The 25,375-nt window shown below is 64.1% G+C and carries 29 protein-coding genes; 16 read left to right on the forward strand and 13 right to left on the reverse strand.

Going from position 1 to position 25,375, the window contains the following annotated elements; genetic code table 11:
• Positions 1–83 precede the first annotated feature (83 nt).
• From NDK18_RS11355 to NDK18_RS11365, 3 genes are all read left to right on the forward strand, one after another.
• Entirely contained in the window at positions 84–353 is a 270-nt protein-coding gene (locus NDK18_RS11355; RefSeq protein ID WP_250623643.1) for a hypothetical protein, read from the forward strand.
• Positions 354–459: 106 nt separating this feature from the next.
• Positions 460–942 (forward strand): hypothetical protein, encoded by a 483-nt coding sequence (locus NDK18_RS11360; RefSeq protein WP_250627838.1) that lies wholly within the window; start codon positions 460–462, stop codon positions 940–942.
• 4 nt (positions 943–946) lie between these two features.
• Positions 947–1,732 (forward strand): glutaminyl-peptide cyclotransferase, encoded by a 786-nt coding sequence (locus NDK18_RS11365; RefSeq protein WP_250623645.1) that lies wholly within the window; start codon positions 947–949, stop codon positions 1,730–1,732.
• Here NDK18_RS11365 and NDK18_RS11370 read toward each other — a convergent pair.
• Positions 1,725–1,937 (reverse strand): RNA-binding S4 domain-containing protein, encoded by a 213-nt coding sequence (locus NDK18_RS11370; RefSeq protein WP_250623646.1) that lies wholly within the window; start codon positions 1,935–1,937, stop codon positions 1,725–1,727. The two genes, NDK18_RS11365 and NDK18_RS11370, sit on opposite strands and share 8 nt — an antisense overlap.
• A gap of 74 nt (positions 1,938–2,011) precedes the next feature.
• On the opposite strand from NDK18_RS11370, the gene mobA reads away from it, so the two are divergent.
• Together mobA and NDK18_RS11380 are read left to right on the forward strand one after the other, a co-directional pair.
• Entirely contained in the window at positions 2,012–2,572 is a 561-nt protein-coding gene (mobA, locus tag NDK18_RS11375; protein ID WP_250623647.1) for a molybdenum cofactor guanylyltransferase, read from the forward strand.
• On the forward strand, positions 2,569–2,898 hold the full coding sequence (locus NDK18_RS11380) for a hypothetical protein (RefSeq protein ID WP_250627839.1): 330 nt from the start codon (positions 2,569–2,571) through the stop codon (positions 2,896–2,898). The genes mobA and NDK18_RS11380 overlap by 4 nt, the downstream gene beginning before the upstream one ends.
• Here NDK18_RS11380 and fdhD read toward each other — a convergent pair.
• Entirely contained in the window at positions 2,880–3,731 is an 852-nt protein-coding gene (gene fdhD / locus NDK18_RS11385) for a formate dehydrogenase accessory sulfurtransferase FdhD (protein ID WP_425502800.1), read from the reverse strand. The two genes, NDK18_RS11380 and fdhD, sit on opposite strands and share 19 nt — an antisense overlap.
• Positions 3,697–5,982 (reverse strand): FdhF/YdeP family oxidoreductase, encoded by a 2,286-nt coding sequence (locus NDK18_RS11390; RefSeq protein ID WP_250627840.1) that lies wholly within the window; start codon positions 5,980–5,982, stop codon positions 3,697–3,699. Before NDK18_RS11390 ends, fdhD begins: the two co-directional genes overlap by 35 nt.
• 176 nt (positions 5,983–6,158) lie before the next feature.
• Here NDK18_RS11390 and NDK18_RS11395 point away from each other — a divergent pair, with 176 nt between their 5' ends.
• Positions 6,159–6,863 (forward strand): pirin family protein, encoded by a 705-nt coding sequence (locus NDK18_RS11395; protein WP_250623651.1) that lies wholly within the window; start codon positions 6,159–6,161, stop codon positions 6,861–6,863.
• Between the two features lie 110 nt (positions 6,864–6,973).
• Positions 6,974–9,022, forward strand: a complete 2,049-nt coding sequence (locus NDK18_RS11400) for a M13 family metallopeptidase (RefSeq protein ID WP_250627841.1) — start codon at positions 6,974–6,976, stop codon at positions 9,020–9,022.
• A 16-nt stretch (positions 9,023–9,038) separates the two neighbouring features.
• Here the strand turns inward: NDK18_RS11400 and NDK18_RS11405 are convergent, their stop codons facing one another.
• Positions 9,039–9,965: a LysR family transcriptional regulator gene (locus NDK18_RS11405; protein WP_250627842.1), complete on the reverse strand. Its 927-nt coding sequence runs from the start codon at positions 9,963–9,965 to the stop codon at positions 9,039–9,041.
• A 111-nt stretch (positions 9,966–10,076) separates the two neighbouring features.
• Between NDK18_RS11405 and NDK18_RS11410 the strand changes: the two genes are divergently transcribed.
• The 6 genes from NDK18_RS11410 to NDK18_RS11435 are packed head-to-tail and all read left to right on the forward strand — an operon-like array spanning position 10,077 to position 15,645.
• Positions 10,077–11,294, forward strand: a complete 1,218-nt coding sequence (locus NDK18_RS11410; protein ID WP_250627843.1) for an acyl-CoA dehydrogenase family protein — start codon at positions 10,077–10,079, stop codon at positions 11,292–11,294.
• Positions 11,291–12,355 carry a phosphotransferase family protein gene (locus NDK18_RS11415; RefSeq protein ID WP_250627844.1) on the forward strand — a complete coding sequence of 355 codons (1,065 nt, stop codon included), beginning with the start codon at positions 11,291–11,293 and terminating at the stop codon, positions 12,353–12,355. The genes NDK18_RS11410 and NDK18_RS11415 overlap by 4 nt, the downstream gene beginning before the upstream one ends.
• Complete coding sequence (locus NDK18_RS11420; RefSeq protein ID WP_250627845.1) at positions 12,355–13,044, forward strand: histidine phosphatase family protein; 690 nt, start codon at positions 12,355–12,357, stop codon at positions 13,042–13,044. The genes NDK18_RS11415 and NDK18_RS11420 overlap by 1 nt, the downstream gene beginning before the upstream one ends.
• Positions 13,045–13,057: 13 nt before the next feature.
• Positions 13,058–13,825 carry an SDR family oxidoreductase gene (locus NDK18_RS11425; RefSeq protein ID WP_250623657.1) on the forward strand — a complete coding sequence of 256 codons (768 nt, stop codon included), beginning with the start codon at positions 13,058–13,060 and terminating at the stop codon, positions 13,823–13,825.
• 16 nt (positions 13,826–13,841) lie between these two features.
• On the forward strand, positions 13,842–14,630 hold the full coding sequence (locus NDK18_RS11430; protein WP_250623658.1) for an SDR family oxidoreductase: 789 nt from the start codon (positions 13,842–13,844) through the stop codon (positions 14,628–14,630).
• Between the two features lie 10 nt (positions 14,631–14,640).
• Entirely contained in the window at positions 14,641–15,645 is a 1,005-nt protein-coding gene (locus NDK18_RS11435) for an NADP-dependent oxidoreductase (RefSeq protein WP_250627846.1), read from the forward strand.
• On the opposite strand, the gene NDK18_RS11440 is transcribed toward NDK18_RS11435, so the two are convergent.
• Both NDK18_RS11440 and NDK18_RS11445 read right to left on the reverse strand, forming a co-directional pair.
• The gene (locus NDK18_RS11440; protein WP_250627847.1) at positions 15,629–17,152 is read right to left on the reverse strand and encodes an FAD-dependent monooxygenase; all 1,524 of its coding nucleotides are present in this window, start codon (positions 17,150–17,152) and stop codon (positions 15,629–15,631) included. The genes NDK18_RS11435 and NDK18_RS11440 overlap by 17 nt on opposite strands.
• A 129-nt stretch (positions 17,153–17,281) precedes the next feature.
• Positions 17,282–18,076 carry an alpha/beta hydrolase gene (locus tag NDK18_RS11445; RefSeq protein WP_250627848.1) on the reverse strand — a complete coding sequence of 265 codons (795 nt, stop codon included), beginning with the start codon at positions 18,074–18,076 and terminating at the stop codon, positions 17,282–17,284.
• A gap of 90 nt (positions 18,077–18,166) precedes the next feature.
• Here NDK18_RS11445 and NDK18_RS11450 point away from each other — a divergent pair, with 90 nt between their 5' ends.
• Complete coding sequence (locus NDK18_RS11450; RefSeq protein ID WP_250627849.1) at positions 18,167–18,736, forward strand: DJ-1/PfpI family protein; 570 nt, start codon at positions 18,167–18,169, stop codon at positions 18,734–18,736.
• A gap of 49 nt (positions 18,737–18,785) precedes the next feature.
• Here NDK18_RS11450 and NDK18_RS11455 read toward each other — a convergent pair whose 3' ends face one another.
• Entirely contained in the window at positions 18,786–18,953 is a 168-nt protein-coding gene (locus NDK18_RS11455) for a hypothetical protein (protein ID WP_250623663.1), read from the reverse strand.
• 132 nt (positions 18,954–19,085) lie between these two features.
• Here NDK18_RS11455 and NDK18_RS11460 point away from each other — a divergent pair, with 132 nt between their 5' ends.
• A complete protein-coding gene (locus tag NDK18_RS11460; RefSeq protein WP_250627850.1) occupies positions 19,086–19,691 on the forward strand; it encodes a DNA topology modulation protein in 606 nt (201 codons plus the stop codon).
• A gap of 30 nt (positions 19,692–19,721) precedes the next feature.
• Complete coding sequence (locus NDK18_RS11465) at positions 19,722–20,588, forward strand: ion channel (protein ID WP_250627851.1); 867 nt, start codon at positions 19,722–19,724, stop codon at positions 20,586–20,588.
• A gap of 8 nt (positions 20,589–20,596) precedes the next feature.
• Here NDK18_RS11465 and NDK18_RS11470 read toward each other — a convergent pair whose 3' ends face one another.
• The 6 genes from NDK18_RS11470 to NDK18_RS11495 form a co-directional block, all read right to left on the reverse strand.
• The gene (locus NDK18_RS11470) at positions 20,597–21,028 is read right to left on the reverse strand and encodes a hypothetical protein (protein WP_250623666.1); all 432 of its coding nucleotides are present in this window, start codon (positions 21,026–21,028) and stop codon (positions 20,597–20,599) included.
• The gene (locus tag NDK18_RS11475) at positions 21,025–21,663 is read right to left on the reverse strand and encodes a DUF5671 domain-containing protein (RefSeq protein WP_250627852.1); all 639 of its coding nucleotides are present in this window, start codon (positions 21,661–21,663) and stop codon (positions 21,025–21,027) included. The genes NDK18_RS11470 and NDK18_RS11475 overlap by 4 nt, the downstream gene beginning before the upstream one ends.
• 39 nt (positions 21,664–21,702) lie before the next feature.
• Positions 21,703–22,206, reverse strand: a complete 504-nt coding sequence (locus NDK18_RS11480) for a L,D-transpeptidase family protein (protein ID WP_250627853.1) — start codon at positions 22,204–22,206, stop codon at positions 21,703–21,705.
• Positions 22,207–22,505: 299 nt separating this feature from the next.
• Positions 22,506–24,509 carry a M48 family metallopeptidase gene (locus NDK18_RS11485; RefSeq protein WP_250627854.1) on the reverse strand — a complete coding sequence of 668 codons (2,004 nt, stop codon included), beginning with the start codon at positions 24,507–24,509 and terminating at the stop codon, positions 22,506–22,508.
• Between the two features lie 18 nt (positions 24,510–24,527).
• Complete coding sequence (locus NDK18_RS11490) at positions 24,528–25,109, reverse strand: LemA family protein (protein WP_250623670.1); 582 nt, start codon at positions 25,107–25,109, stop codon at positions 24,528–24,530.
• A gap of 66 nt (positions 25,110–25,175) precedes the next feature.
• Positions 25,176–25,358 carry a DUF3606 domain-containing protein gene (locus tag NDK18_RS11495; RefSeq protein ID WP_250623671.1) on the reverse strand — a complete coding sequence of 61 codons (183 nt, stop codon included), beginning with the start codon at positions 25,356–25,358 and terminating at the stop codon, positions 25,176–25,178.
• Between the last annotated feature and the right edge of the window lie 17 nt (positions 25,359–25,375).

Here is a 25,375-nt window from a genome sequence, read left to right on the forward strand (position 1 = left end):
GGACAAAGCCACACGACGATGCGCATTCGCGCCAACGCATCCTTACCACCCCATCCGGCGCTTACCATCGAGGGTAAACCACCATGCGTACCAAGATCTGTCTTTCGCTGATGCTCTGCGGCCTTACTGCCACCGGCATGGCCATGGCGCAGCAGTCCACGCCCACCAGCAGCAGCACAGCCGGTTCCATGTCCAGCGGTTCGATGTCGAATGATTCGATGAAGAGTGGCTCGAGCATGTCGAGCGATTCGATGGCCCACAGCTCCACCGCCGCAAGCGGCAAGAAAATGCACCATAAGAAAAAGGCAGCCTCGTCCAGCGATACGCCGGCTGCAAGCAGCACCTCGAAGTAAGCCAACCGCGGCTGACCGAAAAGGCGCCTTCGGGCGCCTTTTCCATGCCTGGAGGACGGGAAATCAAGTAGGCTTCTGCGCTTCCCACGCTGTTTCGGAAATACTCATGAAGCGCCTGCCCGTCATCGTCGCCTTGGCCCTGCTGGCCACGGCCTGCCACCGCCACGCGGTGCGCGAAGACACCGCCCCGGCTGCCCCGACGACGGCACCGGCCCCGACCGCCCCGCTGGCCTCCGTTGCAGCGCCGGCCACGCCAGCGGTCGCGGCTTCCGTGCCCGCCGATACCCACATGACCCTGGTCGCCAGGCGCGGCGACATCGCCCTGGAAAACCTCAAGTGCGGCGAATTCGTCTCGCGCATCAACCGCGATTCGAAAACTCATACGGCCGAGATCCAGACCATGCTGACCTGGCTCTTTGGCTATGCCAGCGCCAGGAACGGCATCGGCACCATCCGCACCAGTGCAGCGGGCCCCTTCGTGGACGAGCTCACCGCCGACTGCCAGACCGATCCTTCGCAGCCGTTGCTGCCGGTGGCGGTGAAGGCCGCGGCGATCGCCGTGAACGCCCCGATCTCCGACGGACGCTAGCACCATGCGCCTGGCCTGCCTTGCCGCGGTACTGCTCGCCGCCATCTTCATCGTGCTCCCCCGCCCCGTCGATGCGGCGGACCTGCCCATCTACGACTACCAGGTGGTGCATGCGTATCCGCACGACGCCGGCGCCTTCACCGAGGGCCTGTTCTACAAGGACGGGTTCCTCTACGAAAGCACCGGCCTTGCCGGACATTCGTCGATACGCAAGGTCGACCTTGCCACCGGCGAGGTCATACGTAGCGTGCAAGTACCCTCGAAGTATTTTGGCGAGGGCATCGTCGACTGGGGCAAGGAACTGATCAGCCTTACCTACCAGACGGAAGTGGGCTTCGTCCGCGACTTCGACACCTTCGCGGTGAAGAAGGAATTCCACTATGTGGGCGAAGGCTGGGCCCTCACCCGCGACGACAAGCGTATCTACATGAGCGACGGCACGGCGGACATCCGCGTGCTCAACCCCACCACCCTCAACGAAGAGCGGCGCATCCACGTCACCTTGAACGGCAAGCCCGTTACCTACGTCAACGAACTTGAGTGGGTGAAGGGGCAGATCTACGCCAACGTGTGGCAGACCACCTGGATCCTGCGCATCGACCCGGCCACCGGCAATGTGGTGGGCGTGATCGATCTGAAAGGCCTGAAGCCCGCCGATACTTCCGACGATACCGATGCGGTGGCCAACGGCATCGCCTACGACGGGAAGGGCGACCGGCTGTTCGTCACCGGCAAGAACTGGACGAAGCTCTTCGAGATCCGCCTGAAGGAACGCCCGGCGGCTAAATGACCTCGATGCGCATGTCGCCCAGGGTCACCAGCTGGCCCCGACGGACCTTGTACGTCTTGCGCAACTCCTGCACGCCGTCCACCGAGACATCGCCGGAGGCCACGATGGCCTTGCCGGCGCCGCCCGAGTCGCACAGGCCGGAGAGCTTCAACAGCAGGTTGAGCTCGACGTAATCGCCTTCCACTTCAAATTTGATCGTTTCCATCGGCACATCATAGCGCCCTTACGGTAACAATCATGCGACTGCGCTACGCTTGCGGGCATGATCAAAGTGCTGCCATGAGCCTGCGCGCCGCCCTGGTACTGGCGGGAGGGCAATCCAAACGCATGGGCCGTGACAAGGCCATGCTGCCCTGGCACGGACGCCCGCTACTGGATCACATGATCGGCCTGGCACGCGAGGCCGGCATCGACCATGTCTATGTCAGCGGCAATCGGCCCGGCTATCGGTCGATCCCCGACCTTGAACCCGGGCTTGGCCCCCTGGGCGGCCTCGCCAGTGCCGCGGCCGCGCTACCGGACGGCCGCCTGCTGGTGCTTGCCGTGGACATGCCGCGGCTCACACCCAGCCTGCTGCGCGCGCTGATGGACAATGACACCCACGGGCGCGCCCATGACGGTTGCGTGTGCCACGAGGGTGCGCCGCTGCCAATGGTGCTGGTACTGCGCGGCGACACGCGCACGGCGATGGCCGATTGCCTGGCCGCGGGCGGCCGCGGGGCATCGATACGCGCACTGCAACAGCGCATCGGCACACACGTGCTGGCAACGACGCCTGCGATCGGGCTGATGCTTGCCAACGTCAATACCCCGGCTGAGTGGGAGGCCCTCTCGTCATGAGGATCCAGCTCCAGGAGCAATCGTTGCGGCTACGCGTGGACGAAGATGAGTTCAAAGCCCTGCTCGAGGGCAGCGTGCTCGATGCAGCCACGGCGGTGGGGCGTGCTTTCCGCCTGGCTTTCCGACTGGCCCCTGGCGATGTCGCCGCCATCGATGGAACAGCCACCGCCTGCACCATCACCCTTCCCCGGCAGGATATCGCAGCGCTGGCCTCGCGCCTGCCCAGCCGTGACGGTCTGTCGTTCGACATCGATGGCCTGGCCGTGCTGTTCGACGTGGACGTGCGCGATAGCGTGCGCCGTCGTCGTCAGCGCGACCGCGGCTGAGTGCGCCGTACCCGCTGGCCGCCTGAGTACACCACGTGGCGACCCGGGCGGGCGAACCCGACCAGGGTGACCTCGCAACTCTTCGCCAGCTGCACGGCCAGCGCGGTGGGCGCCGATATCGCCACCAGTATGGCGATGCGCGCGGATGCTGACTTGGTCACCATCTCGTAGCTGGCACGGCTGGTCACCACGGCGAAGCCGCGGGACACATCCACTGACATTCGCGCCATGGCGCCGGTGAGCTTGTCCAGGGCGTTGTGCCGGCCCACGTCCTCCCGCACCAGGGAAATCTCGCCCTGCTCATTGGCCCAGGCGGCGGCGTGGACAGCGCCACTGACGATGTTCATCGGCTGGCGTTCGCGCAACATGCCCAGGGCGCGCTCGATCGCCCCGTCGTCGATGATGGGGCCGCCCTTCACCGGCTCTGGCTGGCGGACGACGTCCTCGAGCAGGCGCGAACCACAGATGCCGCAGCCACTGCGGCCGGGCATCGGCCGCTCGCCTTGTGCACGCGCCGAGGCGTCGGCGACGATGTCCAGGGTGATGCCCTCGAAGTGCTCGCGCACATGGATGTCATCTATCTGGGCACCTTCGGCCAGCAAGCCTTCGCTGGCGGCGAATCCCCAGGCGAAGTCTTCCAGGTCCATGGGCGTTGCCATCATCACGGCAAATGCCTGGCCGTTCACGCTGACCTGAACCGGCACTTCATCGGCCAGCCAGTCGTGGTCCATCGAGGCTTCGCCACGCTCCACCCGCAGCACTTCGCGCCGCGACGCGCCGCGGCGGTCGACGGCGTCCTCAGGCGGCACGGGTATCGCTGGCCCGGGCGGCATGCAACGTTACCGCCACCGACTTGTACGCCGGCGTCCCCGACTTCGCGTCATGGTTCTCCAGTGCCACCAGGGCATTCCCCTCGGGGAAGTACATGGCCACCGAACCCCTGGCGATGTCATAGCTAACGGCGACGAAACCGCGTACTTCGCGCTCGGCGTGCTGGCCCGCTTCGGCGCCCAGTGCCACCACGTCGATCCGGTCACCGTGCTTCAGGCCGCGGGCGGCGAGATCCTCGGGGTTCACGAACACCACGTCGCGACGGCCGGTGACGCCGCGGTAGCGATCGTTCAAACCGTAGATGGTGGTGTTGTATTGGTCGTGCGAGCGAATGGTGGTCAGCAGCAAGGTGTCGCCACCACGTACCAGGCCGTCCTCGTGCAGGCCGCGCGCCACCAGGAAATGCGCGCGCTTGTCTTCCGTCACCCAGTTGCGCTCGGACGCTGCGATGTAAAGGCGGAAACCGCCCGGCTCGCGGATCCGCTGGTTGAAATCCTCGAAGATGGGAAAGACCGATTCGATGCCATCGCGGATGCGATCGTAGTCGGCCACCATGCCTTCCCAGTCCACCTTTGAATTGGCAAGCGTGGCCCGGGCGATGCCCGCGACGATTGCAGGCTCGGACTTCAAGAACTCCGACGCGGGCTTCAGGCTGCCCTGCGAGGCATGCACCATCGACATGGAGTCTTCCACCGTCACCGACTGCATGCCGGTGGCCTGCTCATCCGCCTCGGTGCGCCCAAGGCACGGCAGGATGATCGACTCCCGCGCCAGGATCAGGTGCGAGCGGTTGAGCTTGGTGGCGATGTGCACGGCAAGGTCGAGCTTGCGCATGGCAGCGAAGCTGGCCTCGGGATCGGACATCGCCACGGCAAGGTTGCCGCCGAGGGAAATCATCGCCTTCGAGCGCCCGTCGCGGATGGCCTGGATGGCCGCTACCGCATCGTGCCCATGGGTCGCTGGCGCCTTGAACCCATAGGTGCGTTCGATGCCGTCGATCAGTGCCTGGTTGGGTTTCTCGGTGATGCCGACGGTGCGATCGCCCTGCACGTTGGAGTGGCCACGCAGGGGCGCGATGCCCGCACCCTCTTTGCCGACATTGCCACGCAGCAGCATGAGGTTGGCGATCTGCTGCACATTCTCGGTACCGTGCTTGTGCTGGGTGATGCCCATGCCATAGCAGACGATCACGCGCTGGGCATTGGCGTAGATATCGGCGGCCACCTCGATATCGGCACGGCTCACGCCGCTGACCGTCTCGATGTCGTCCCAGCGCGTGGCCGCGATGTCGGCGGCAAGCGCTTCGAAGCCGCTGGTGTGCTCGCTGATGAACGCCTTGTCGGCAAGGTCCCGCTCGAGCAGCGATTTCATCATGCCCTTGAGCATGGCCACGTCGCCGCCGATCTTCACCTTGTAGTAAGTGGAAGCGATCGGCGTGGATTTTCCGGTGAGCATTTCGGAGGGGTGCTGGGGCGAGGTGAAACGCTCAAGCCCGCGTTCGGGCATCGGGTTCATCACCACGATCGGCACGTTGCGCAGGCTGCATTCGCGCAAGGTGGTGAGCATGCGCGGGTGGTTGGTACCCGGATTGTGGCCAATGCAGAAAATAGCATCGCAGTGGTCGAAGTCTTCCAGCGTTACGGTGCCCTTGCCCACGCCGATGGATTCGGGCAGGCCGACGCTGGTGGCCTCGTGGCACATGTTGGAGCAATCGGGGAAATTATTCGTACCGAACTCGCGCACGAACAGCTGGTACAGGAACGCCGCCTCGTTCGAGGCGCGGCCGGAAGTGTAGAACTCGGCCATGTCCGGATCAGGCAGTGCCCGCAGCGCCTTGCCTATGCGCGCGAAGGCGTCGTCCCAGCTCACTTCGCGATAGGTGTCGGTGGCGGCGTCGTATGCCATCGGGTGGGTCAGGCGCCCCAGGCCTTCGAGGGCGTAATCGGAGAGATTCCACAGCTGGCTCACCGGGTTCGCCGCGAAGAACCCAGGCTTTGCCCGCTTGCCGGTGGCCTCCCACGACACGGCCTTGGCTCCGTTTTCGCAAAACTCGAAGCTGGACGTGTGCTTGGGATCGGGCCAGGCGCAACCCGGGCAGTCGAACCCGGTCGGCTGGTTCATCTTTGTCAGGGCCACCGATTCCCGGCCCACGGCCATTTGCCCGGCCAGGGCCGAGGCCACGGCGCGCAACGCTCCCCAGCCGCCCGCCGGCCTGTCGTACGGCTCGATGCCCTTGACCTTCTTGTCGTTCACGAGCGCTCCTGCTGCCTATGGACGAATGCTACCTCTTGCGCCCGCCGACGGGGATTGGGACCAGGGCGAAAATCATGATTGGTATCGAATTGGAAACGATCGGTACGATTTTTGCCATCTACCGACTTATTGTCCGCACGAGGAAAATAGCACCCATCAACCAAGGAGTTCCCGCCATGCTTACCCTGCGTCGTTCCGAAGACCGCGGCCACGCCAACCACGGGTGGCTCGATTCCCACCATAGCTTCTCGTTCGCCGAGTACCGCGACGACGATCACGTGCACTTCGGCCCGCTGCGCGTCATCAACGAAGACCGCATCGAAGCCGGCACCGGTTTCGGCGCGCACCCGCACCGGGATATGGAAATCATCAGCTACGTGCTGGAGGGCGAACTGGCCCACGAGGATTCCATGGGCAACAAGGTGGTGATCCGCCCGGGCGAAGTGCAGCGCATGAGCGCGGGCACGGGCGTGGTGCACTCCGAACGCAACAACGCCAACGGCAAAACCCACTTCCTGCAGATCTGGGTGATACCCGAGCGCGCGGGCTTGAAGCCCGGTTACGAGCAGAAGGAATTTCCCGATAGCGACAAGCGCGGCAGGCTGCGCCTGGTCGGCAGCCGTGATGGTGCTGAGGGTTCAGTGGTGGTGCACCAGGACATCCGGCTCTACGCCGGGCTCATCGACGGCGCCGAGGAGGCAAGCCTTGCCGTCGCTGCGGGCCGCATCGTCTACGTGCACGTGGTGCGCGGCGCGCTGGACGTGAACGGCACGGCGGTGCGCGCCGGTGATGCGGTAATGATGCGCGAGGAATCGGTAGTGAAGCTCGACCACGGCGACCACGCCGAAGTGCTGGTGTTCGACCTGCCTGCCTTCGACTGACCGGCACGCCCAGGCCGGCGGGGCAACGCTTCACCCCTCCCAAAGGTCATGGTCCCCGCGGCACCCCGCGGGGACTATCTTTCACGGACCCTTCTCAAGGACGTGCCGCCATGACCGCCACCCGCTGGCTTCTTGCCACCGCCATCCTCGCTGCCCTGGCCTCCCCCGCCATGGCCCAGAACAAACCCTCGGGCATCGACCTTGCCGGCATGGACAAGTCAGTCAAGCCCGGGGACGACTTCGACGGTTATGCCAGCGGCACCTGGCGCAAGACCGCAGTGATTCCGGCCGACCGGGCCAGCACCGGCATCTTCCTGCAGGTGTTCGAGAAGGCCGAAAAGCGCAACGCGGAGTTGATCCGCGATGCGGGCAAGGGCAATCCCCCAGCCAACAGCGACGCACGCCTGATCGCCGATTACTACGCTGCCTTCATGGACGAGGCGGCGATCGAGAAGAACGGCCTGGCACCCCTGAAGCCCAGCTTCGACCAGATCGATGCCATCGCTTCGGTGAAGGATCTCTCCCGCGTGCTGGGCGACGGCCTGCGCGCCGACGTGGACCCGATCAACGCCACCAACCTTGATACCGAGAACCTGTTCGGCCTGTGGGTAGCGCAGGGCCTGGAAGACCCCGATCACGCCATGCCCTACCTGCTGCAGGGCGGCCTTGGGATGCCCAACCGGGATTATTACCTGGGCAAGGACAAGGCCATGGCCGATGCACGCACGGCCTACCAGACCTATATCGCCGCCATCCTGAAGCAGGCCGGCACGCCCGATGCCGAGGCGAAAGCCAAGGCCATCTTCGACCTGGAAACCAAAATCGCCACGGCGCAGGAAAGCATCGTGGACAGCGAGGACATCCACAAGGCGAACAACCCGTGGCCCACGGCTGAATTTGCCAGCAAGGCCCCAGGCATCGACTGGGCCGCGTACTTCGGCGCCGCGCACCTGGACAAGGCCAAGACCATCAACGTCTGGCAGCCGGGTACGGTGCACGACGTATCGGCACTGGTGGCGAGCCAGCCGCTGCAAACCTGGAAGGATTACCTCCGCTTCCATGCCATCAACCACAGCGCGGGCCTGTTGCCCAAGGCATACAACGACCTGAGCTTCGGCTTCTACGGCACCGTGCTTTCGGGCACTCCCAAGCAGCGCGACCGCTACAAGCGCGGCATCAGCCGGGTCAACGCCGATCTGGGCGACGCTGTGGGCAAGGTGTACGTGAAGCGTTATTTCCCAGCCTCGTCCAAGGCCGAAGTACAGCAGATGGTGAAGAACATCATCGCCGCCTTCGCCGACCGCGTGGACTCGCTCGACTGGATGACGCCGGCCACGCGTGCAAAAGCAAAGGCCAAGCTCGATACCCTCGTCGTCGGCGTGGGCTACCCGGAAACCTGGCGCGACTATTCCAGGCTGAAGATCTCTCCCACCGATCCCGTGGGTAACAGCTTGCACGCCGAACGCTATGAGACGGCGCATCAGTTGGCCAAGCTCGATGCCAAGGTCGACCGCAACGAATGGTGGATGACCCCGCAGACGGTGAACGCGGTGAACCTGCCGCTGCAGAACGCGCTCAATTTCCCGGCGGCCATCCTCGAGGCGCCGTTCTTTGATCCGAAGGCGGACGCGGCCACCAACTACGGTTCGATCGGCGCGGTGATCGGCCATGAGATCAGCCACAGCTTCGACAACACGGGCGCGGAATTCGATGCGCAAGGCCGCCTGGCCAACTGGTGGACGCCCGCCGACGAAGCCCACTTCAAGGCCGCAGGCCAGAAGCTGGCGGATCAATACAGCCAGTACGAAGCCCTGCCCGGCCTGCACGTGAACGGCCAGCAGACACTGGGCGAGAATATCGCCGACGTCTCGGGCCTGACCATCGCGCTGGCCGCGTACCACAAGTCCCTGGGTGGCAAGCCCGCGCCGGTGATCGACGGCCTGACCGGCGATGAGCGCTTCTTCCTGGCGTTCGCACAATCGTGGCGCACCAAGACCCGCGAAGCGGCGCTGCGCGCGCAGGTGATCGGCGATGGCCACGCGCCAGGCGAGTTCCGTGCCCAGACCGTGCGCAACCTCGATGGCTGGTACGACGCGTTCAAGCCGCAGCCGGGGCAGAAGCTTTACCTGGATCCGAACCAGCGAGTGAAGATCTGGTAACAGGTTGAGGGTAAGGTCATGCCGCCTCGCGCGGCATGGCCGCCAACACCGCTTCAGAAAGTACACCGCGGAACCAGGCATGGGCGCGATCGCCCTGCTTGGATTCGTGCCAGTACATGCGCACCGGGATGGGTTTGAGCCGGATCGGCAGCGGATGCAGCGATATCGGCAAGCTGCCGGACACGCTCAGGGCATAAGACCGCGGCATGGTCAGCAACAGATCGCTATCGGCCGCGATTTGTGCTGCTGAAAAGTAGTGCTGGCAACTGAGCACGATTTGACGGAACCGGCCGTCCTGCCCCAGCAGTACATCCAGTGCGGCCGGCTCGCCGAACGGCGACACCGCCACATGCCTGGCAGCCAGGTAATCCGCTTTGCGCAATGCCGCGCCATCGAGCGGATGCCCACGCCGCATCACCACCGCCAGGCCTTCATCGACCAGGTGCTCATTCACCACGTGTGCGCCCACCTTCAGCGAGCGGTCGATCACAAGATCAATGCTGCCGGCCATCAGCTCACGCTCCACGTCACCGGCCGGGACGCGCCGGCTGGCGATGCGCACCTGCGGCGCCTCGCGTTCGAGCCGCGGCAACAGGCGCGGAAAGACGATGGACTCCAGGATGTCACGGAAGCCCACGGTGAATTCCATCTGCAGGCGCGAAGGTTCGAACCCCGCCTGCCGGCGCGTGGTGTCCTGCAGGCCCTTAAGGTGCAGGCGGACGTCCTCGATGATCGCCCGCGCCTGGTCGGTGGGCACCACGCGATTTCCCTGCCTGACGAATAGCGGATCGTCGAAGTGCTCGCGCAGCCGGTTCAGGGCGTGGGTGACCGCCGGCTGGGTCAGGTGCAGCGCCCGCGCTGCCGCGCCGATGCCGCCTTCGGCGTGGATGGCGTCCAGCACCCGGAAAAGATTCAGGTCAATACGCTTGTCGTTGCGGGGCATGGCATGCACATTACTTCAATTTATGATCACGCATAAAGCACATTCATTTTACTGATTCCATACGTTGGCGTACGCTCGGGGTTCTGCCTGTGAATCCAAGGATCGTGCACGATGGACTTCGCCCCTTCGGCCCACAGCCAGGAGCTCGGCGGGAAACTCGCCCGTTTCATGGCGGACGAGATTCTCCCAGCGGAGAAAGGCTGGTTCGAATCGTTGAACGGCAGCGCCGACTGGCGCACCTGGCGCCAACCTGCGGTGATGGAAGACCTCAAGGAGCGCGCCCGCGCCGCGGGTCTATGGAACCTGTTCCTGCCCGAGGACGAAGACGGCTTGTCCAACCAGGACTACGCACCCCTGGCCGAGATCATGGGCCACTCGTTCATCGCCCCGGAAGTGTTCAACTGCAACGCTCCCGATACCGGCAACATGGAAGTGCTGCTGCGTTATGGATCGGCCGAACAGAAGGAGCGCTGGCTCGAGCCGCTGCTGGCCGGCCGCATCCGTTCGGCCTTCTGCATGACCGAACCGGATGTCGCTTCCTCCGATGCCACCAACATGCGCGCCACGGCCACGCCTGATGGCGACGAGATCGTGCTCAACGGCAGCAAATGGTGGTCCACGGGCATTGGCCATCCGCATTGCAAGGTGGCGATCTTCATGGGGCTCACCGACCCCGACGCCGATCCGCACCACCGGCACTCCATGGTGCTGTGCCCGCTCGACGCACCGGGTGTCACCGTCGAACGCATGCTGCCGGTGTTCGGCAGCTACGACGAACCCTCAGGCCATGGCCAGGTGCGCTTCGACCACGTGCGCGTGCCGGCGTCGAACGTGATCCTTGGCCCAGGCCGCGGCTTCGAGATCGCCCAGGGACGGCTGGGGCCGGGCCGTATCCACCATTGCATGCGCGCCATCGGCGCGGCCGAGCGCGCGCTTGGCCTGCTGTGCACGCGGGCGCTGTCGCGCCAGGCGTTCGGCAAGCCGCTGGCAGCGCTCGGCGGCAACGGCGACATCATCGCGGACCTGCGCATCGCCATCGAACAGGCACGCCTGCTCACCTTGAAGGCTGCCTGGACGATCGACACCCAGGGCATCAAGGCGGCATTGAGCCTTGTTTCCCAGATCAAGGTGATCGTGCCTGCGGTTGCGCAAAAGGCCGCCGATGCCGCGATCCAGATCCACGGCGCGGCCGGCCTGTCCGATGATTTCCCGCTGGCCGCGCTCTATGCCCATGCGCGCGTGCTGCGCCTGGCCGACGGCCCCGACGAAGTGCACCGCGCGGTGATCGCACGGCAGGAACTGAAGATGCAGAAGGAGAAGGCATCGTGACGGCAGCGACCGACCAGGCGCGGCCCGTTCGCGAGGAAGACCAGCTCGATGTCGCGGCGCTGGACGCTTTTCTGAAGAAACACATCGATGGCCTCGGTGGCTCGCCCACGCTGGAACAATTCCCCGGTGGCGCATCGAACCTTACGTACCTCGTTGGCTGGGGAAGCCGGCAAGTGGTGCTGCGCACCGCGCCGAGGGGCGCCAAAGCCGCTTCCGCACACGACATGCTGCGCGAGGCGCGGGTGATGGCCGCGGTGGGCAAGCACTATCCCTACGTTCCGTCGATCCTTGCGGTCTGCGAGGACAATACCGTCATCGGCCGTCCGTTCTTCGCCATGGAACCTATCCACGGCGTGATCCTGCGTAAGGACATGCCCAATGCTCTGGGCCTGGACGCCGAACGCACGCGCGAGCTCTGCCACGGTTTCATCGACCGCCTGGTGGATCTGCATGCCGTCGACACCAGCGACGCGGACATCACCTCGCTTGGCCGCGGCGAGGGCTACGTGGAGCGGCAGGTCACTGGATGGGCGCAGCGCTGGCGCCAGGCGCTCACCGAAGGCACCGATCCGGGTGAAGACATCATTGCCTGGCTCGAAGCCAACCGCGCGGCGGACGTCGCCTCCTGCGTGATCCACAACGACTTCCGCTTCGACAACGTGGTGCTGGACCCTGACGACCCGCTGCGCATCATCGGCGTGCTCGATTGGGAACTGGCCACGGTAGGCGACCCTTTGATGGACCTGGGCTCGTCGCTGGCCTATTGGGTGCAGGCCGACGACGATGCAACGTTCCAGGCATTCCGGCTGCAGCCCTCGAACGCCCCGGGCATGCTCACGCGGAACGAAGTGGTGGCCTATTACACCGAACGCACCGGTCGCCGGATCGACGACTTCCGCTTCTACGAAGTATTCGGCCTGTTCCGCCTGATGGTGATCATTCAGCAGATCTACCGCCGCTTCGCGCTGGGCCAGACCACCAATCCCCGCTTCAAGGGATTTGGCCAGGCCGCGGCCTACATGGGCCAGCGCTGCCGCAAGCTGATGGAGCAAGGCCGCTGATGGGCAGCATCATCCTGATCCGCCATGGCCAGGCCAGCTTCGGTGCAGCCGATTACGACCGGCTTTCCCCACGCGGAGAAGAACAATCGGTGTTGCTGGGCCGATGGCTGGCACGCACGCACGGCAAACCCGACCGCGTACTGGCCGGCAGCATGCAGCGACACCACCGCACCGCATCGCTATGCCTGGAGGCGGCCGGTGTCGACATGGCGTTCGAGGTCGACCCGGGCCTGGATGAACTCAACCACGAGGAGATCCTTCGCCGGCACCGGCCCGATCTTCCTGATGAGGCCACCCTGCAGGCGGAGTTGCGCGCTCAGCCCGATCCGCACAAGGCCTTCCAGGCACTCTTCAGCCAGGCCATCGCCGGATGGGTTGGCGCCGGCAGCGAGGCCGCCCACGATGAAACCTGGCCGATGTTTCGCGAACGCGTGCTTGGCGCGTTGAAAAACCTTGCCGGAAGCGGAGCGCAGGCTACCTGGGTGTTCACTTCCGGTGGCCCGATCGCCGTCATGGTGCAGTCGCTGCTGCAGACGCCGGAGGAAAACACCTTTAGCCTGGCCTATCCGCTGATCAACACCAGCCTCACCACCTTGCGCACTGTGCGCGGCGTGCCGACCTTCTTCAGCTACAACAACGTTCCCCATCTCCAGGACGCCGGCGACGCCGCGCTCCTCACCCATCGCTAGACAAGGCATACGCATGAGCCAGGATCCTTTCGACCTTTCCGGCAAGATCGCCCTCGTCACCGGTGCCAGCCGCGGCATCGGCGAGGAAATCGCCCGACTGTTCGCCGCGCGCGGCGCGCATGTCATCGTCTCCAGCCGCAAACAGGCCGATTGCCAAACCGTGGTGGACGCGATCACCGCCGATGGCGGCAAGGCCGAGGCCCTGGCCTGCCACATCGGCGAGATGGACCAGGTCCGCGCGCTGTATTGGGCCATCGAGGAAAAACACGGCCGCCTGGACATCCTGGTGAACAACGCCGCCACCAACCCGTTCTTCGGCCACATTACCGACACCGACGAAGCCGTGTTCGCCAAGACGGTGGACGTGAACATCCGAGGCTATTTCTTCATGTCGTCGCTGGGCGCCAAGCTGATGGCAAAAAATGGTGGCGGCGCCATCGTCAACGTGGCCTCGGTGAATGGCGTGGTCCCGGGCGTTGGGCAGGGCATCTACTCCATCACCAAGGCCGCGGTGATCTCCATGACCAAGGCCTTCGCCGTGGAATGCGCCGAACAGGGCGTTCGTTGCAATGCCCTCCTGCCGGGCCTGACCGACACCAAATTCGCATCGGTGCTGGTCAATACGCCGGCCATCCTGAAGCAAGCGATGGCACACGTGCCGATGCGCCGTGTCGCGCAGCCCTCGGAAATGGCCGGCGCCGCGCTGTACCTGGCGTCCAACGCCGCCTCATACACCACCGGCGCGATCCTCAACGTCGATGGCGGTTATCTCTCGGTCTGAATCAGGAACCAAAAGCATGAGCACGAACCATCCGGGCCGTCTGCAAGGCAAGAAGGCTTTCATCACCGGTGCCGCCGGCGGCCTTGGCAAGGCCATGGCGCAGATGTTCGCGCGGCAAGGTGCCAAGGTATTCGTTACCGATCTCGACGCCGCGGCCATCGCGTCGGTGGCCGCGGAAATCAACCAGGAAGCCGGCAGCACCGTGGCATGGGCGGCCACGCAGGATGTGCGCGACGAAGCGCGCTGGCTCGCCGTGCTCGACGAAGCCGCCACGGCCATGGGTGGCATCTCGGTGCTGGTCAATAACGCCGGCATCGGCGCACTTGGCGGCGTGGAAGCGCTTGAACCGAAAGACTGGCGCCGCGTGATGGACATCAACGTGGAAGCGGTTTACCTCGGCTGCAAGCACGCCATGAAATTCCTGAAGGAAAACGCCCCGGCGTCGATCGTGAACATCTCCTCGCTGGCCGCGCACAAGGTCGATCCCAACTACACCGTCTACAACACCTCCAAGGCCGCCGTGGCCATGCTCAGCAAATCGATCGCGGTGGACTGCGCCAAGCAGAAGGTGGATATCCGCTGCAATTCCATCCACCCGGCCTTCATCCGCACCGGCATCGTGGAACCGTTCTTCAAGGCAATGGGCGAAGAAGAAGCCACCAAGAAACTGATCCGCGGCGTACCCATGGCACGACTGGGCGACCCGGACGACGTGGCCTATGCCGCCGTCTACCTCGCCTCGAATGAAAGCCGTTTTGTCACCGCCGCCGAAATGCTCATCGACGGCGGCGCCGCTGCTGTCTGAAGGAATAAACATGACCGTGCAACGCCAGCTCCTGCTCAAGTCCCGTCCCGAGGGCCTCGTCAAGAAGTCCAACTTCGACCTGGTCGAACACGCCCTGCCCGCGCTCGAAGATGGCCAGGTGCACGTGAAGGTGCTCTACATTTCCATGGACCCGACCAACCGTGTGTGGATGAGCGACATCCCGCAGTACATGCCGCCGGTGGCCATCGGTGAAGTGATGCGCGCAGGTGGCCTCGGCCGCGTGGTGGCCTCGAAGAACGAACGCTTCGCCGAAGGCGACCTGGTGCAAGGCTTGCTGAATTGGCAGGACCACGCCATCCTCGATGCCTCCCAGGCCAAGGAATTGGTCAAGCTGCCGAAGTCGCCGCTACCATTGCCCACCCTGCTCGGCGCATGCGGCCTGTCGGGCATCACCGCCTATTACGGCTTGACCGACATCACCCCCGTGCAGCCCGGCGAGACCATCGTCATCTCCGCTGCCGCGGGATCGGTCGGTTCGATCGCCGGCCAGATCGCCAAGATCATGGGCGCCCGCGTGGTCGGCATCGCCGGCGGCCCGGAAAAGTGCAAGTACCTCACCGAAACCCTCGGCTTCGACGCCGCCGTCGACTACAAGGCGGCTGACTTCAAGCAGCAGTTGAAAGCCGCCACACCCGATGGCGTGCACGTGAACTTCGAGAACGTCGGTGGCGAGGTGATGCGTGCGGTGCTCTCGCGCATGGTGATCGGCGGTCGTGTGGCGCTATGCGGTCTGATTTCCGGCTACACCGGCGAGAAGAAGCCCAGCGACGACTTTTCGATCATGATCGTCAAGCGGCTCACCGTGAAAGGCTTCCTTGCCTTTGATTACCGCAAGACGAAGGAAGCCGTGCAGGCGATTGCCGGATGGATCTTGGAAGGGAAATTGAAGACCGAGGAAACGATTGCCGAGGGGTTGGAGAATGCGCCTGAGGTGCTCAATCGGTTGTTTGATGGGTCGCATACCGGGAAGCTACTCCTCAAGGTGCAGGACTAGCGAAACCCGACGTGGTGAATGGCCGCAAGGAGCCTAGTAGATCCGGAACTCCCGCCGCGGTCGCACTTCCGACGAGGTAGGAGTCGGGCCTTATCAGGTAAACCAGGCCCTCCTCGAACGCACCACCCGGCACCGCGCTCGCGGCAATAACCCACTCTTGCAGCGCCGCCGGAACCTCCGCGGCTTCGGCGCCAACCGTCAGCAAGACGAATCGCCCTGATCGCAGCACCGCATAAAGCCGCGTCGCGGCGCCCTGGGAGGCCACGGCCACATCCGGTACGCGATTTCCCTTGGGCAACCGATGGGCCACCGAGTTATGCAGCGCACCCAGGTCGCTGTGGTGGTAGGAAAGGTCAAGCTCGGCCAACTGGTCCACCAGTCGCTGCTGGACGATCGACAGGTCGCCCAGCGCGCCCACCGCTACATTACGAAGCTTCTGAAGGAACGGATTACCCACCGTCGCCACGTGCGTCAGCACGCTGGCATTACGCAGCACCTGGTCGCCGATGGCGCTGCGCTCTTGTGAATACGTAGCCAGGAGCTTCGTGCCGGCTTGTCCATTGACTGCCATAGCGATCTTCCAGGCCAGGTTGAAGGCGTCCTGCATACCTGTGTTCATACCCTGCCCGCCCGCGGGACTATGGATATGCGCGGCATCGCCCACGAGGAAGCACCTGCCCTTGGTGTAATCGTGGACCTTGCGCTCGTTGATGCGGAAACGGCTCAACCAGAACGGATCGTGTGCACGCAAGCCGCCGGGCCCGCGCTCGTCCAGTACTGTCTGCACGCGATCAAGCGGCAACGGCACCGACACATCGCCCTCATCAGCCGGGACGTCCGCGATCACGCGGTAACGGTTGCCCACGATGGGAAAGATCGCCAGCACGCCGTGCCGTGTCCAGATGATTACGATTTCATCAGGCGCGACGTCACCATCAAGCATGAGGTCGGCCAGTATCCACCCGGATGGTTCCGCCGATCCGGTGAACTCGGCGCCAATGCCCTTGCGCACCACGCTATGCGCACCATCGCAGCCGGCGAGATACGCCACGCGCACTTCCTCGACATTTCCGTCCTGGCCCAGCAGCTTTGCTGTTACCGCATCGCCATCATCGATGAACGACTGAAGCTCGGTGTTCCTCTCCACATGGACGCCATGCGAGCCAAGCTGCTCTTCCAGCACGCGCTCGGTTTCACTTTGCGGGATCATCAGTGCGTAAGGAAAGCTGCTCTTGGCTAGATCGAAATTCGCCTGCAGAAGGGTTTTTCCGTCCGACATGATCCGTACCCGACGCCCCTGCATGCCCGCGTCGAGGAAGGATTTGACGCATCCTTCGATGTCGAACAATTCCAGCGTCCGTGGCCACATCACCAAGGCCTTGGATTTGTCGGTCCGGCTGGGCGATTTGTCGACGATGCGGACCTTTACACCCTGGCGGGATAGCGCAAGCGCCAATGTCATGCCGACGGGGCCCGCTCCCGCGATCAATATCTGAGTGTTATCCATGCACGGCCTCGTCTTGTTGGCTAGGCCCCTATTACTACACTCGGCAAGCGTTATTCGTCGAGGGCCATCGGAGCCTGGAATTCGAAAGCACTACGTGTGCTTGCTGCGTGAAGTTCAGCGCCAGAGTATTTATGCGCCTTGCCTCACGAAGCTGCACAGCTCAGGCATCTCCCATATTCCATTATGCGTGCTATCCACATGCCACCAAGGTGAGGGTGGCCTCGGCAATGCAGCAGCAAGGGCTCGTGTTCGTTCGGCGGCAATGATTTCGTCGTGATCGGCCTGCAGGAACGCCACGGGGAGATCGCCGAGTTTCGCCGCCGCGCTGGCGCTGTCATACCTGTCGCTGATCAGCCACTTCACCGGCCAGCTTGGTAGATAGTCCTGCGCCACCAGGTCCATGCGGTCATAAGGCGTTACCAGAAGGAGTTTGTCCGGCCGCGCCTGCACCGCCACCTGGATCGCAACACCGGTGCCCAGGCTCACACCAATGATGCCGACATGACGATGTGCCTGCTGGGCCTGTCGAACCAGGGCAACGCCGTCCTCCACCATATCCTTCTCGCCAGGCCGTCCCTCCTGCCCTTCGTAGCCACGGTAAGGCACCAGGTAGATTGCACGCTCCGTACAGCCCTGCCAGGCACGACCCACTGGCGGCAGCGCCAGCCCGTTCCCGCCGAACACCACCCAGGCATCGGCCGCTTCCGGCCGGACGATCCAGCCCCGGAGTACCGCATCAGGGCGCTTGAGCACCTCGGTTCCCCAGGCCTCGGTCTGCGGCGGCGCCGGGTACAGCAGGCTGCGCTCCACGTCGTGCAGGATCAAGCCGATCACCACCATGGCAAGCAGGACGGTAAGCAGCAGCGCGATCGTGCGCTCGCCGAACCAAAGGCGGCGGCGCCGACGAACCGGCGGAGTCGGCATGACATCCATTCAGTCCCCTGGTCGGTAGCTACAATTTCGATATTCTTCCGGTTCCCCAACGGATTCAATGCCCCGCGCCTGGAGACCCCCATGACCACCATCGTCACCATCCTTACCGACGACTACGCCGACTGGGAAACCGCCCTGCTCAATGCCGGTGCGCGCAGTTACTTCAAGATCGATACACGCTTCGCCACACCCGGCGGCAAGCCGGTGGTATCGGCAGGCGGCCTTAAAATCACGCCGGACCTGGCAGTGGAGGATATTGATCCAACGGCCATCGACGCGCTGATCGTCAACGGCGGCACGGCTTGGACAAGGCCCGATGCACCTGATATCAGCCAGGCATTGAAAGCGGCACGATCGGCCGGAAAAACGGTGGCGGGGATCTGCGATGGCACCGTGGCGATGGCCCGTGCAGGACTGCTCGACGACGTCGACCACACATCCAATTCGCCCGACAACCTGCCGCCGACGGGCTACAAGGGTGCATCCCGGTATAAGGACCAGCCCGAAGCCGTGGTCGATGGCAAGATCGTTACGGCCTCCGGCGCGGCACCGGTGACCTTCATGGCCGCCGTACTGGAAACGCTTGGCCTTCGTACGCCGGACCTCGATGCGTATCTGGCGATCTATGGAGCCGAACATAGAAAGTCGTAGGGGCGGTTGATGGCATATGTCGATAAAACCCAATTTTTTCGACATATGGTCAGGACATGCGGAAGGTCTGCTTCTTCAACAAGGGAGCGAACATCTCCGGACGGGGCGTATCGAGGCAGGCCCAGATGCAGCCTTCCAGGGCCGCCTCCATCCGGGCGGAAGCTTCCATGACCTGGCCGATCAGGGCCTGGCGTTCGGTGTTATCGGGGAAAGCCATCCGCGGCATCGGCGATGTCTTTAGTAACGGTCGCAGATTCCCGGCTCAAAATGTCGCAAACTATGCTCAAAAGTCGGCGGGGTCCTTCAGGGGTCCGATCCGCCGGACAGGGGACTTAAGGAGAACACCTGCATGAAGCGCGTCCTGATCGTGGGTTCCGGTGGAGCCGGCAAGTCGGCGTTCGCACGTCGCCTGGCCAGCGAACTGAATCTGCCGCTGATCCACCTCGATGCCCATTATTGGCTGCCGAACTGGACGGAACCGACTAAGAACGCCTGGTCCACCACGGTGGCACGCCTGCTGTCGGAAGACGCCTGGGTGATGGACGGCAACTACGGCGGCACCCTGGAACGCCGCATTGCCGCCTGCGACACGGTGGTATTCCTCGACATGCCCCGCCTGCTCTGCCTGTGGCGCGTGCTTCGCCGCTGGTGGCAGTACCGGGGGCACGTGCGGCCGGATATTGGCGCAGAGGGGTGCAAGGAGCGGCTGGACCTGTCATTCGTATGGTGGATCCTGACCTACCCCGGCACGCGTCGTCCGGCGCTGATGCAGCAGCTCGATGCCACGCGGGGCGCCAAACGGGTGGTAGTGCTCTCCTCCAAGCGGGAGGTCGAGGACTTCCTGAGCTCACTGTCAGAATCCCCTGAAGTCGACCTCGTCTATCCCCGACCGCCGTCAGCCAGCATGCTTGCCGACCTCCCTGACATCGTCGACACGGTCTCTTCAGGTCCCTGACCGCCCCGGCGAACGTTGCATACTAGGCTCATGCCCTCCCTCAAACGTCCCCATCGGCAGCGCATCGACCTCGGCGGCTTCCTCGCTTTCAAGGTCGGCGGCCCGCATCCGCTAAGCGATCTTTATTACCGCACGATGGAAATGACCTGGCCGAGTTTCGTCGGCCTGGTCACCCTGGTGTTCATCGGCATCAACGTCGTGTTTGGCGCGATATACGCCTCCTTCCCCGGCGCCATCGCCAATGCTGCACCGCACTCCTTTGCCGACGGCTTTTTCTTCTCGGTGGAAACCCTGGCCACCGTGGGCTACGGCAACATGGCGCCAGCCAGTCATCTGGGGCACTCGATCGCCGCATGCGAGATCCTGCTGGGCCTGTTCTTCACCGCCGCCAACACCGGCCTGATCTTCGCCCGCTTCGCGCGACCGCGCGCCAGCATCGTCTTCAGCAAGGTCGCGGTGGTTGGCCTCTACCGCGGCGAACCGGCACTGATGGTGCGCATGGCGTCGATCCGCACGCGTCCGCTGGCCGACGTCACCGCCCAGCTGTCATGGCTGCAGCGCGTGGACGAACCCAACGGCGGCACCTACCGGCGCCTGGTGGAACTGCCGCTGGTCCATTCGCACAACCCGATGCTCAGCCTGTCGTGGACGCTCGTTCACCTTTTGGAGCCCGGCAGCGAACTGCTCAAGGCACTGCTGGGCAACGACCGTTTCATCCTGGCGGCAATGGTGGGCGGCCTGGACACCCTGCTGGCAACGCAGTCACTGGGAGGCCACAGCTACGGTCGCAAGGACGTTCTCATCGACCACCAGTTCGCCGACGTGGTGACCGATGTAGAAGGTATCCTGCACCTGGATTTGCGGCGGTTGCACGAGACAAGAGCGCTGGACGCCTAGATCAACACCTACTCAGTCGCTGGTTTGACCGGGCGATCGAAACAGAAACGCCCTGCTGGATGTTTCCACTCCGCTCCACGCGGGAATACGTAGAGACCAGATCGGTCCGTATCCTCCGATGCGGCATCAAACGTGGCGCACAATCGAAACGACTCAGGACCGGTGACGCTGTATTCGAAAGGTTGGCCGCTTACCGGATCAAGCCAGTCGACGCTATTCGGATCAACTTCGGCCAGTGTCGATGGCATCGTCTTCTTCGTCGCATACCGCAACACGACCATGCTATGGAGTGAATAAATCTGCCCGACGCGAGCGCTGTCCAGGCGCAAGGCTCGTTGATGGGATGGCGGACCCATGGCCCAAAGACCAAGGGCAACGGCAATGACCATCGCAACCGTCACTCCCGCGGCAAGCGCGCGAACACCCTTGCGTTCGCTCATGGCACGCGCTCATCCTGGCGAAGATCCCATAAGTAGTAGCCGAAGACGACGATGGCTATCACGCCTGCCACGATCACTTTCAACACGAAGCGCGTGGTGGCTTCGCCGCCCAGCACGCCGTCGACCAAGGTGATCAGATCGATGATCAGGGAAACCGCCGCGACGAACAGCGTGAGATAAGTGAGCCAACGCCGTACCACCGATTGGCGCAGTGCCGGTTGTCGCGCCACATCGCGCCCGATCTTGATCGACATCAGCATGAATACCGGGAACGCAACAAGAAGCGTCGCCACTGACCAGCGTACCGTGGTGGTGAACACTATGCCGCGAAGCTGCGCTGGGTCCGGAAAGGCCCGATTGATCAGCTCAAAAACAAGGCTGCCAAGGTGGAATGCGCTCATGTAGAGCGTAGTGAACAGCACGAGGTAGAGGAACGCGTCGCGAGCCGACAAGTACGGCCGTGGCTGCGGTACCGGCACCATGAAGTTGACGTCCGCATAAGCAGAAAGTGCGCTTCGCGTTTGTTCCGGCGCCCATCCGGCATCGGCCAGGGCCTTGCCGATCTGATCCCGCGTCGCACCCTTTTCGAGGGCGGTGCGAACGAACTGCTCGAGGTCTTGCGTGCTGCTTGCCATGCAATGAATTCCTTTTGGGCAGTGGGTTGAACACGGGGCCTAAGGGCGAATTTCTACCACGGTACCGACTTTGACACGTGCCCAGATCTCCTCGATCTGCGCATTGGTCACGGCGATGCACCCGGCAGTCCAGTCACGTGTTCGTTGCAAGGGTCCGACCCAATCAAAACCCGGGCCAAGGCCGTGGATCATGATGTCACCGCCCGGGTCCACTCCCGCTGCCTTCGCCCGCGCGCGATCGGCGGCGTTGGGATACGACACGTGCAGGGAGAGATGGAACTTGCTGGCGGCGTTGCGCGAGTCGATGACGTAGGTGCCTTCAGGCGTTTTGCCGTCGCCCTGTTTTCGCTTGGGACCTACTGGATTCGGGCCAAGCGATACGTGATACGTCTTGATCACGCGACCATGGCTTAGCAGGGAAAGCGTGTGATCGGCCTTCTTGACCACAATGCGGTCAACGACTTCCGCTGACGGCGCATTGGTCGATCCCACCCACGCTGGCGTGAGGGCCAGGCAAACCGGCATGACCCATGCCAGCTTCAACGTGTCGACTCCAGTTCCCGCTCGCGATCCTTCGCCAGTTCCTCGTCCGGCGGAAAGAAATACCAATCCTGGTGTGGTGACGCCTGCTTGCAGGAAAGACACTGCGTGCGGCTCCAGAAGTGGCCGCAACCAGGACAGCAACCCGCCGTCCAGAAGGTATTCCATGAAGTGAAGCACCCCGAACCCGGCTCGCCGGGTGCACAGACCCAGCGACTATCCGCCTTCGGCACCCACTCGCACAAAGGACATCGAATCACCGGTTCCTTGGCCACGTCCGTGTCGTTCCTTGAGGTTTGGAATCAGGCCAAAGCGGGAAGCGGGCAATGCAAGGTGGCGCAGATCACCCGCAGCAGTTCCGCTTCCACGCGTCGCAATGTGCCGTCGGCCATGACCACGCTGGTAAGGCCGCGCACCATGAGCTCCTTCGACATCGGCGCCAGGCGGTCAAGTTCGGCGAGCGCGGCGTCCAGCGCGCCCTGCCAGTCATCCGGCGGCGGCGCATAAGCGGAGGTATCACCAGCCAGCGCCTCGTTCATACCCGCCTGCCAGGCCTTGCGTGCGGCCAGCGGGTCATCGTTGCCGAACTGCGCCACCACGGCGCAGACCAGGGCAAAACTGCCGCGCGCGGCGGCAAGTTTGCCGGTCCCCGGCAGGGGAATACCCCGCGGGTTCAGTGCCTCGGACAGTTGCACCGTCACCAGCTTTACCAGGCAGTATTCATCCAGGTCCACCTGGCCATCGGCGTGCGCCATCTGGTTCAGTGCATTGATCAACACGGTGATCGCGCGACTGGACCACCGCCTCAGTGCAGGGAAGGCAAGCGAGGCGATCGGCAGGCGCTGGCTGGGATCAAGCGCCCGCACCATCGGTTCCACCGCCAACACTTCGGCGCGCGGCTCGTTGCCGCCGATGCTGTCGATGATCTTCAGCTGTGCCTCGCGCTGGGGGCCGTTGCCCAGCGCCATGGCCAACAGTACCGCCTGCGCCTTCTCCGAATTTCGCACGGCCTGGCGCAGGTCATCCGGAAGACCCTTGCGGATCGCCTCGGCACGCTGCAGGTCGGACGCATCGGCCGAGCCCACTTGCGCCGCCACCGCGGCGGGGGCATCGGCTTGCGAGGCCAGGCCCGCACCGGCGGCGATCATCACGCCGGGAATATTCAGCGGCGAGCGCGGATCGGTGACGCCGGGGATCGGCAGCACCGGTGCTGAACCGCCCTGCCCCCTTACCGCGTCCCACGGCGAACGATGCGATCCCGTCGGCACCGGCGGCGGTTCATCAGCTTGCCGGTACAGCGGTTCCGGTGGCGGCTCACGCTCCAGCGCCTGGGCATCGAATTCAGGCTCCAGCGCACGGATACGGTCGTAGATCGGCGGGTGCGTGGCGAACAACGAATTGAAACGCCCGGCCTCGCCGAACAGCATGTGCGCCACTTCCTGTGCGTTGGCGCGCTGCAGACGCGAGCCCTCCTCGGCGCGGGCGATCTTCTTCAGTGCACCGGCAATGCCGGCGGTCTGGCGGGTGAACTGCACCGCCGAAGCATCGGCCAGGCTTTCACGTGAGCGCGCCACCGCAGCCTGGATCAACCGGGCAAAGAAATAGCCGATCCATCCGGCCACCACCAGCGCCAGGCCCACCAGCACGATGCCATTGTTGTCGCGCTTGCGCCCGGCGCCCGGACCCCACCAAAGGATCTGGCGGCCGATGATGGTAAGCACCAAGATGCCGAACAGCAGGCCCATCAGCTTGATGTTCAGGCGCATATCGCCATTGATCACGTGCGAGAATTCGTGCGCGATCACGCCTTGCAATTCATCACGGGTAAGCATGGCCAGCGCGCCACGCGTAACGCAAACGGCTGCATCCGTGGGCGCATAGCCCGCGGCGAACGCATTGATGCCCATTTCTTCTTCCATGATGAAGATGTCGGGCATCGGCACGCCGGCGGCGATGGCCACTTCTTCGATCACATTGCGCAGGCGGCGCAGGTCCGGATCGTTGGTATCGGGCGGGATCTGCCGTGCGCCCATCTGCAAGGCCACGGCCGAGCCGCCACCGCGCAGGCTTGCCATGCGGAACAGCGTGGCGCCGGCGATCACCGCCAGCACCGCCGCCGAACTCATCACCAGGAGGCCCACCGACGACTGCACCACCTGGCCATCTTCCGGCGTGCGGCGGTGACCCCAGGCAAACCACACCACGGCATCGACCACGAAGACGATGCCGAGGATGGCAAGCACGAACAGGAACACCAGGCGGCGGCTGGTGCCGCGCATCCGTGCCTGCTGGGCGAAGAAATCCATGCCTGGACGGCCGGGGGCTTAGGTGAAGGAGACCTTCGGTGCCTCGCGGGCGGCGGGGTTTTCCAGCGCCAGCGGTTCGGCGGCCGGGAAGCCACCGGCCAGCAGCGAGCCCGGGAAGGTCTCGCGGCGGTTGTTGTAGTTCATCACCGAGTCGTTATAGGCCTGGCGGGAGAAGGCGACGCGGTTCTCGGTGGAGGTGAGCTCCTCGGACAACTGCATCATCGTGGTGTTGGCCTTGAGGTCCGGATAGGCCTCGCTGAGCGCAAACAACCGGCCCAGGCCCTGCGTCAGCGAATTCTCGGTGGCGGAGAGGTTCTGCATGGCGGCGGGATCGCCGGGGTTGGCCTTGGCCGCGGCCAGGCCCGAAACCGCGGCATTACGTGCCTGGATCACTTCTTCCAGGGTGCCACGCTCGTGGGCCAGGTAGCCCTTGGCCACTTCCACCAGGTTGGGGATGAGGTCGTGCCGTCGGGTGAGCTGCACGTCGATCTGGGCGAAGGCGTTCTTGTAACCGTTCTTCGCGGTGACGAGCCCGTTGTAGATGGATACCGCGTACGCAACCAGCGCGACGACGATAACCAGGAGGATGATCGTTACCATGGCTTGCCCCTCGCGGCGTGTCCCCCACGCCTGTCGCGGCGAGCATAGCGCATCGGCTGTTACGTATCAGGGGGTTTCCGGCAGGGACCGCCGGGCGGGTTCGGCCAGCAGCATGCCGATCGAAGCGGCTTCGTGGGTTCCGAGTTCTTCAGCGGCCTGGCGCAGGTCATGGGGGCTGCAGCAGAACGCGCCGCACCAATAGGCCACGGCCGTATCGTCGTTGAAGTCGATGTGCTTGCTGTTGCCCACTGCGCACCCTCCGTGGG

This window comes from Pinirhizobacter soli, from assembly GCF_015905305.1.
Classification (GTDB): Bacteria; Pseudomonadota; Gammaproteobacteria; order Xanthomonadales; family Rhodanobacteraceae; genus Pinirhizobacter; species Pinirhizobacter soli.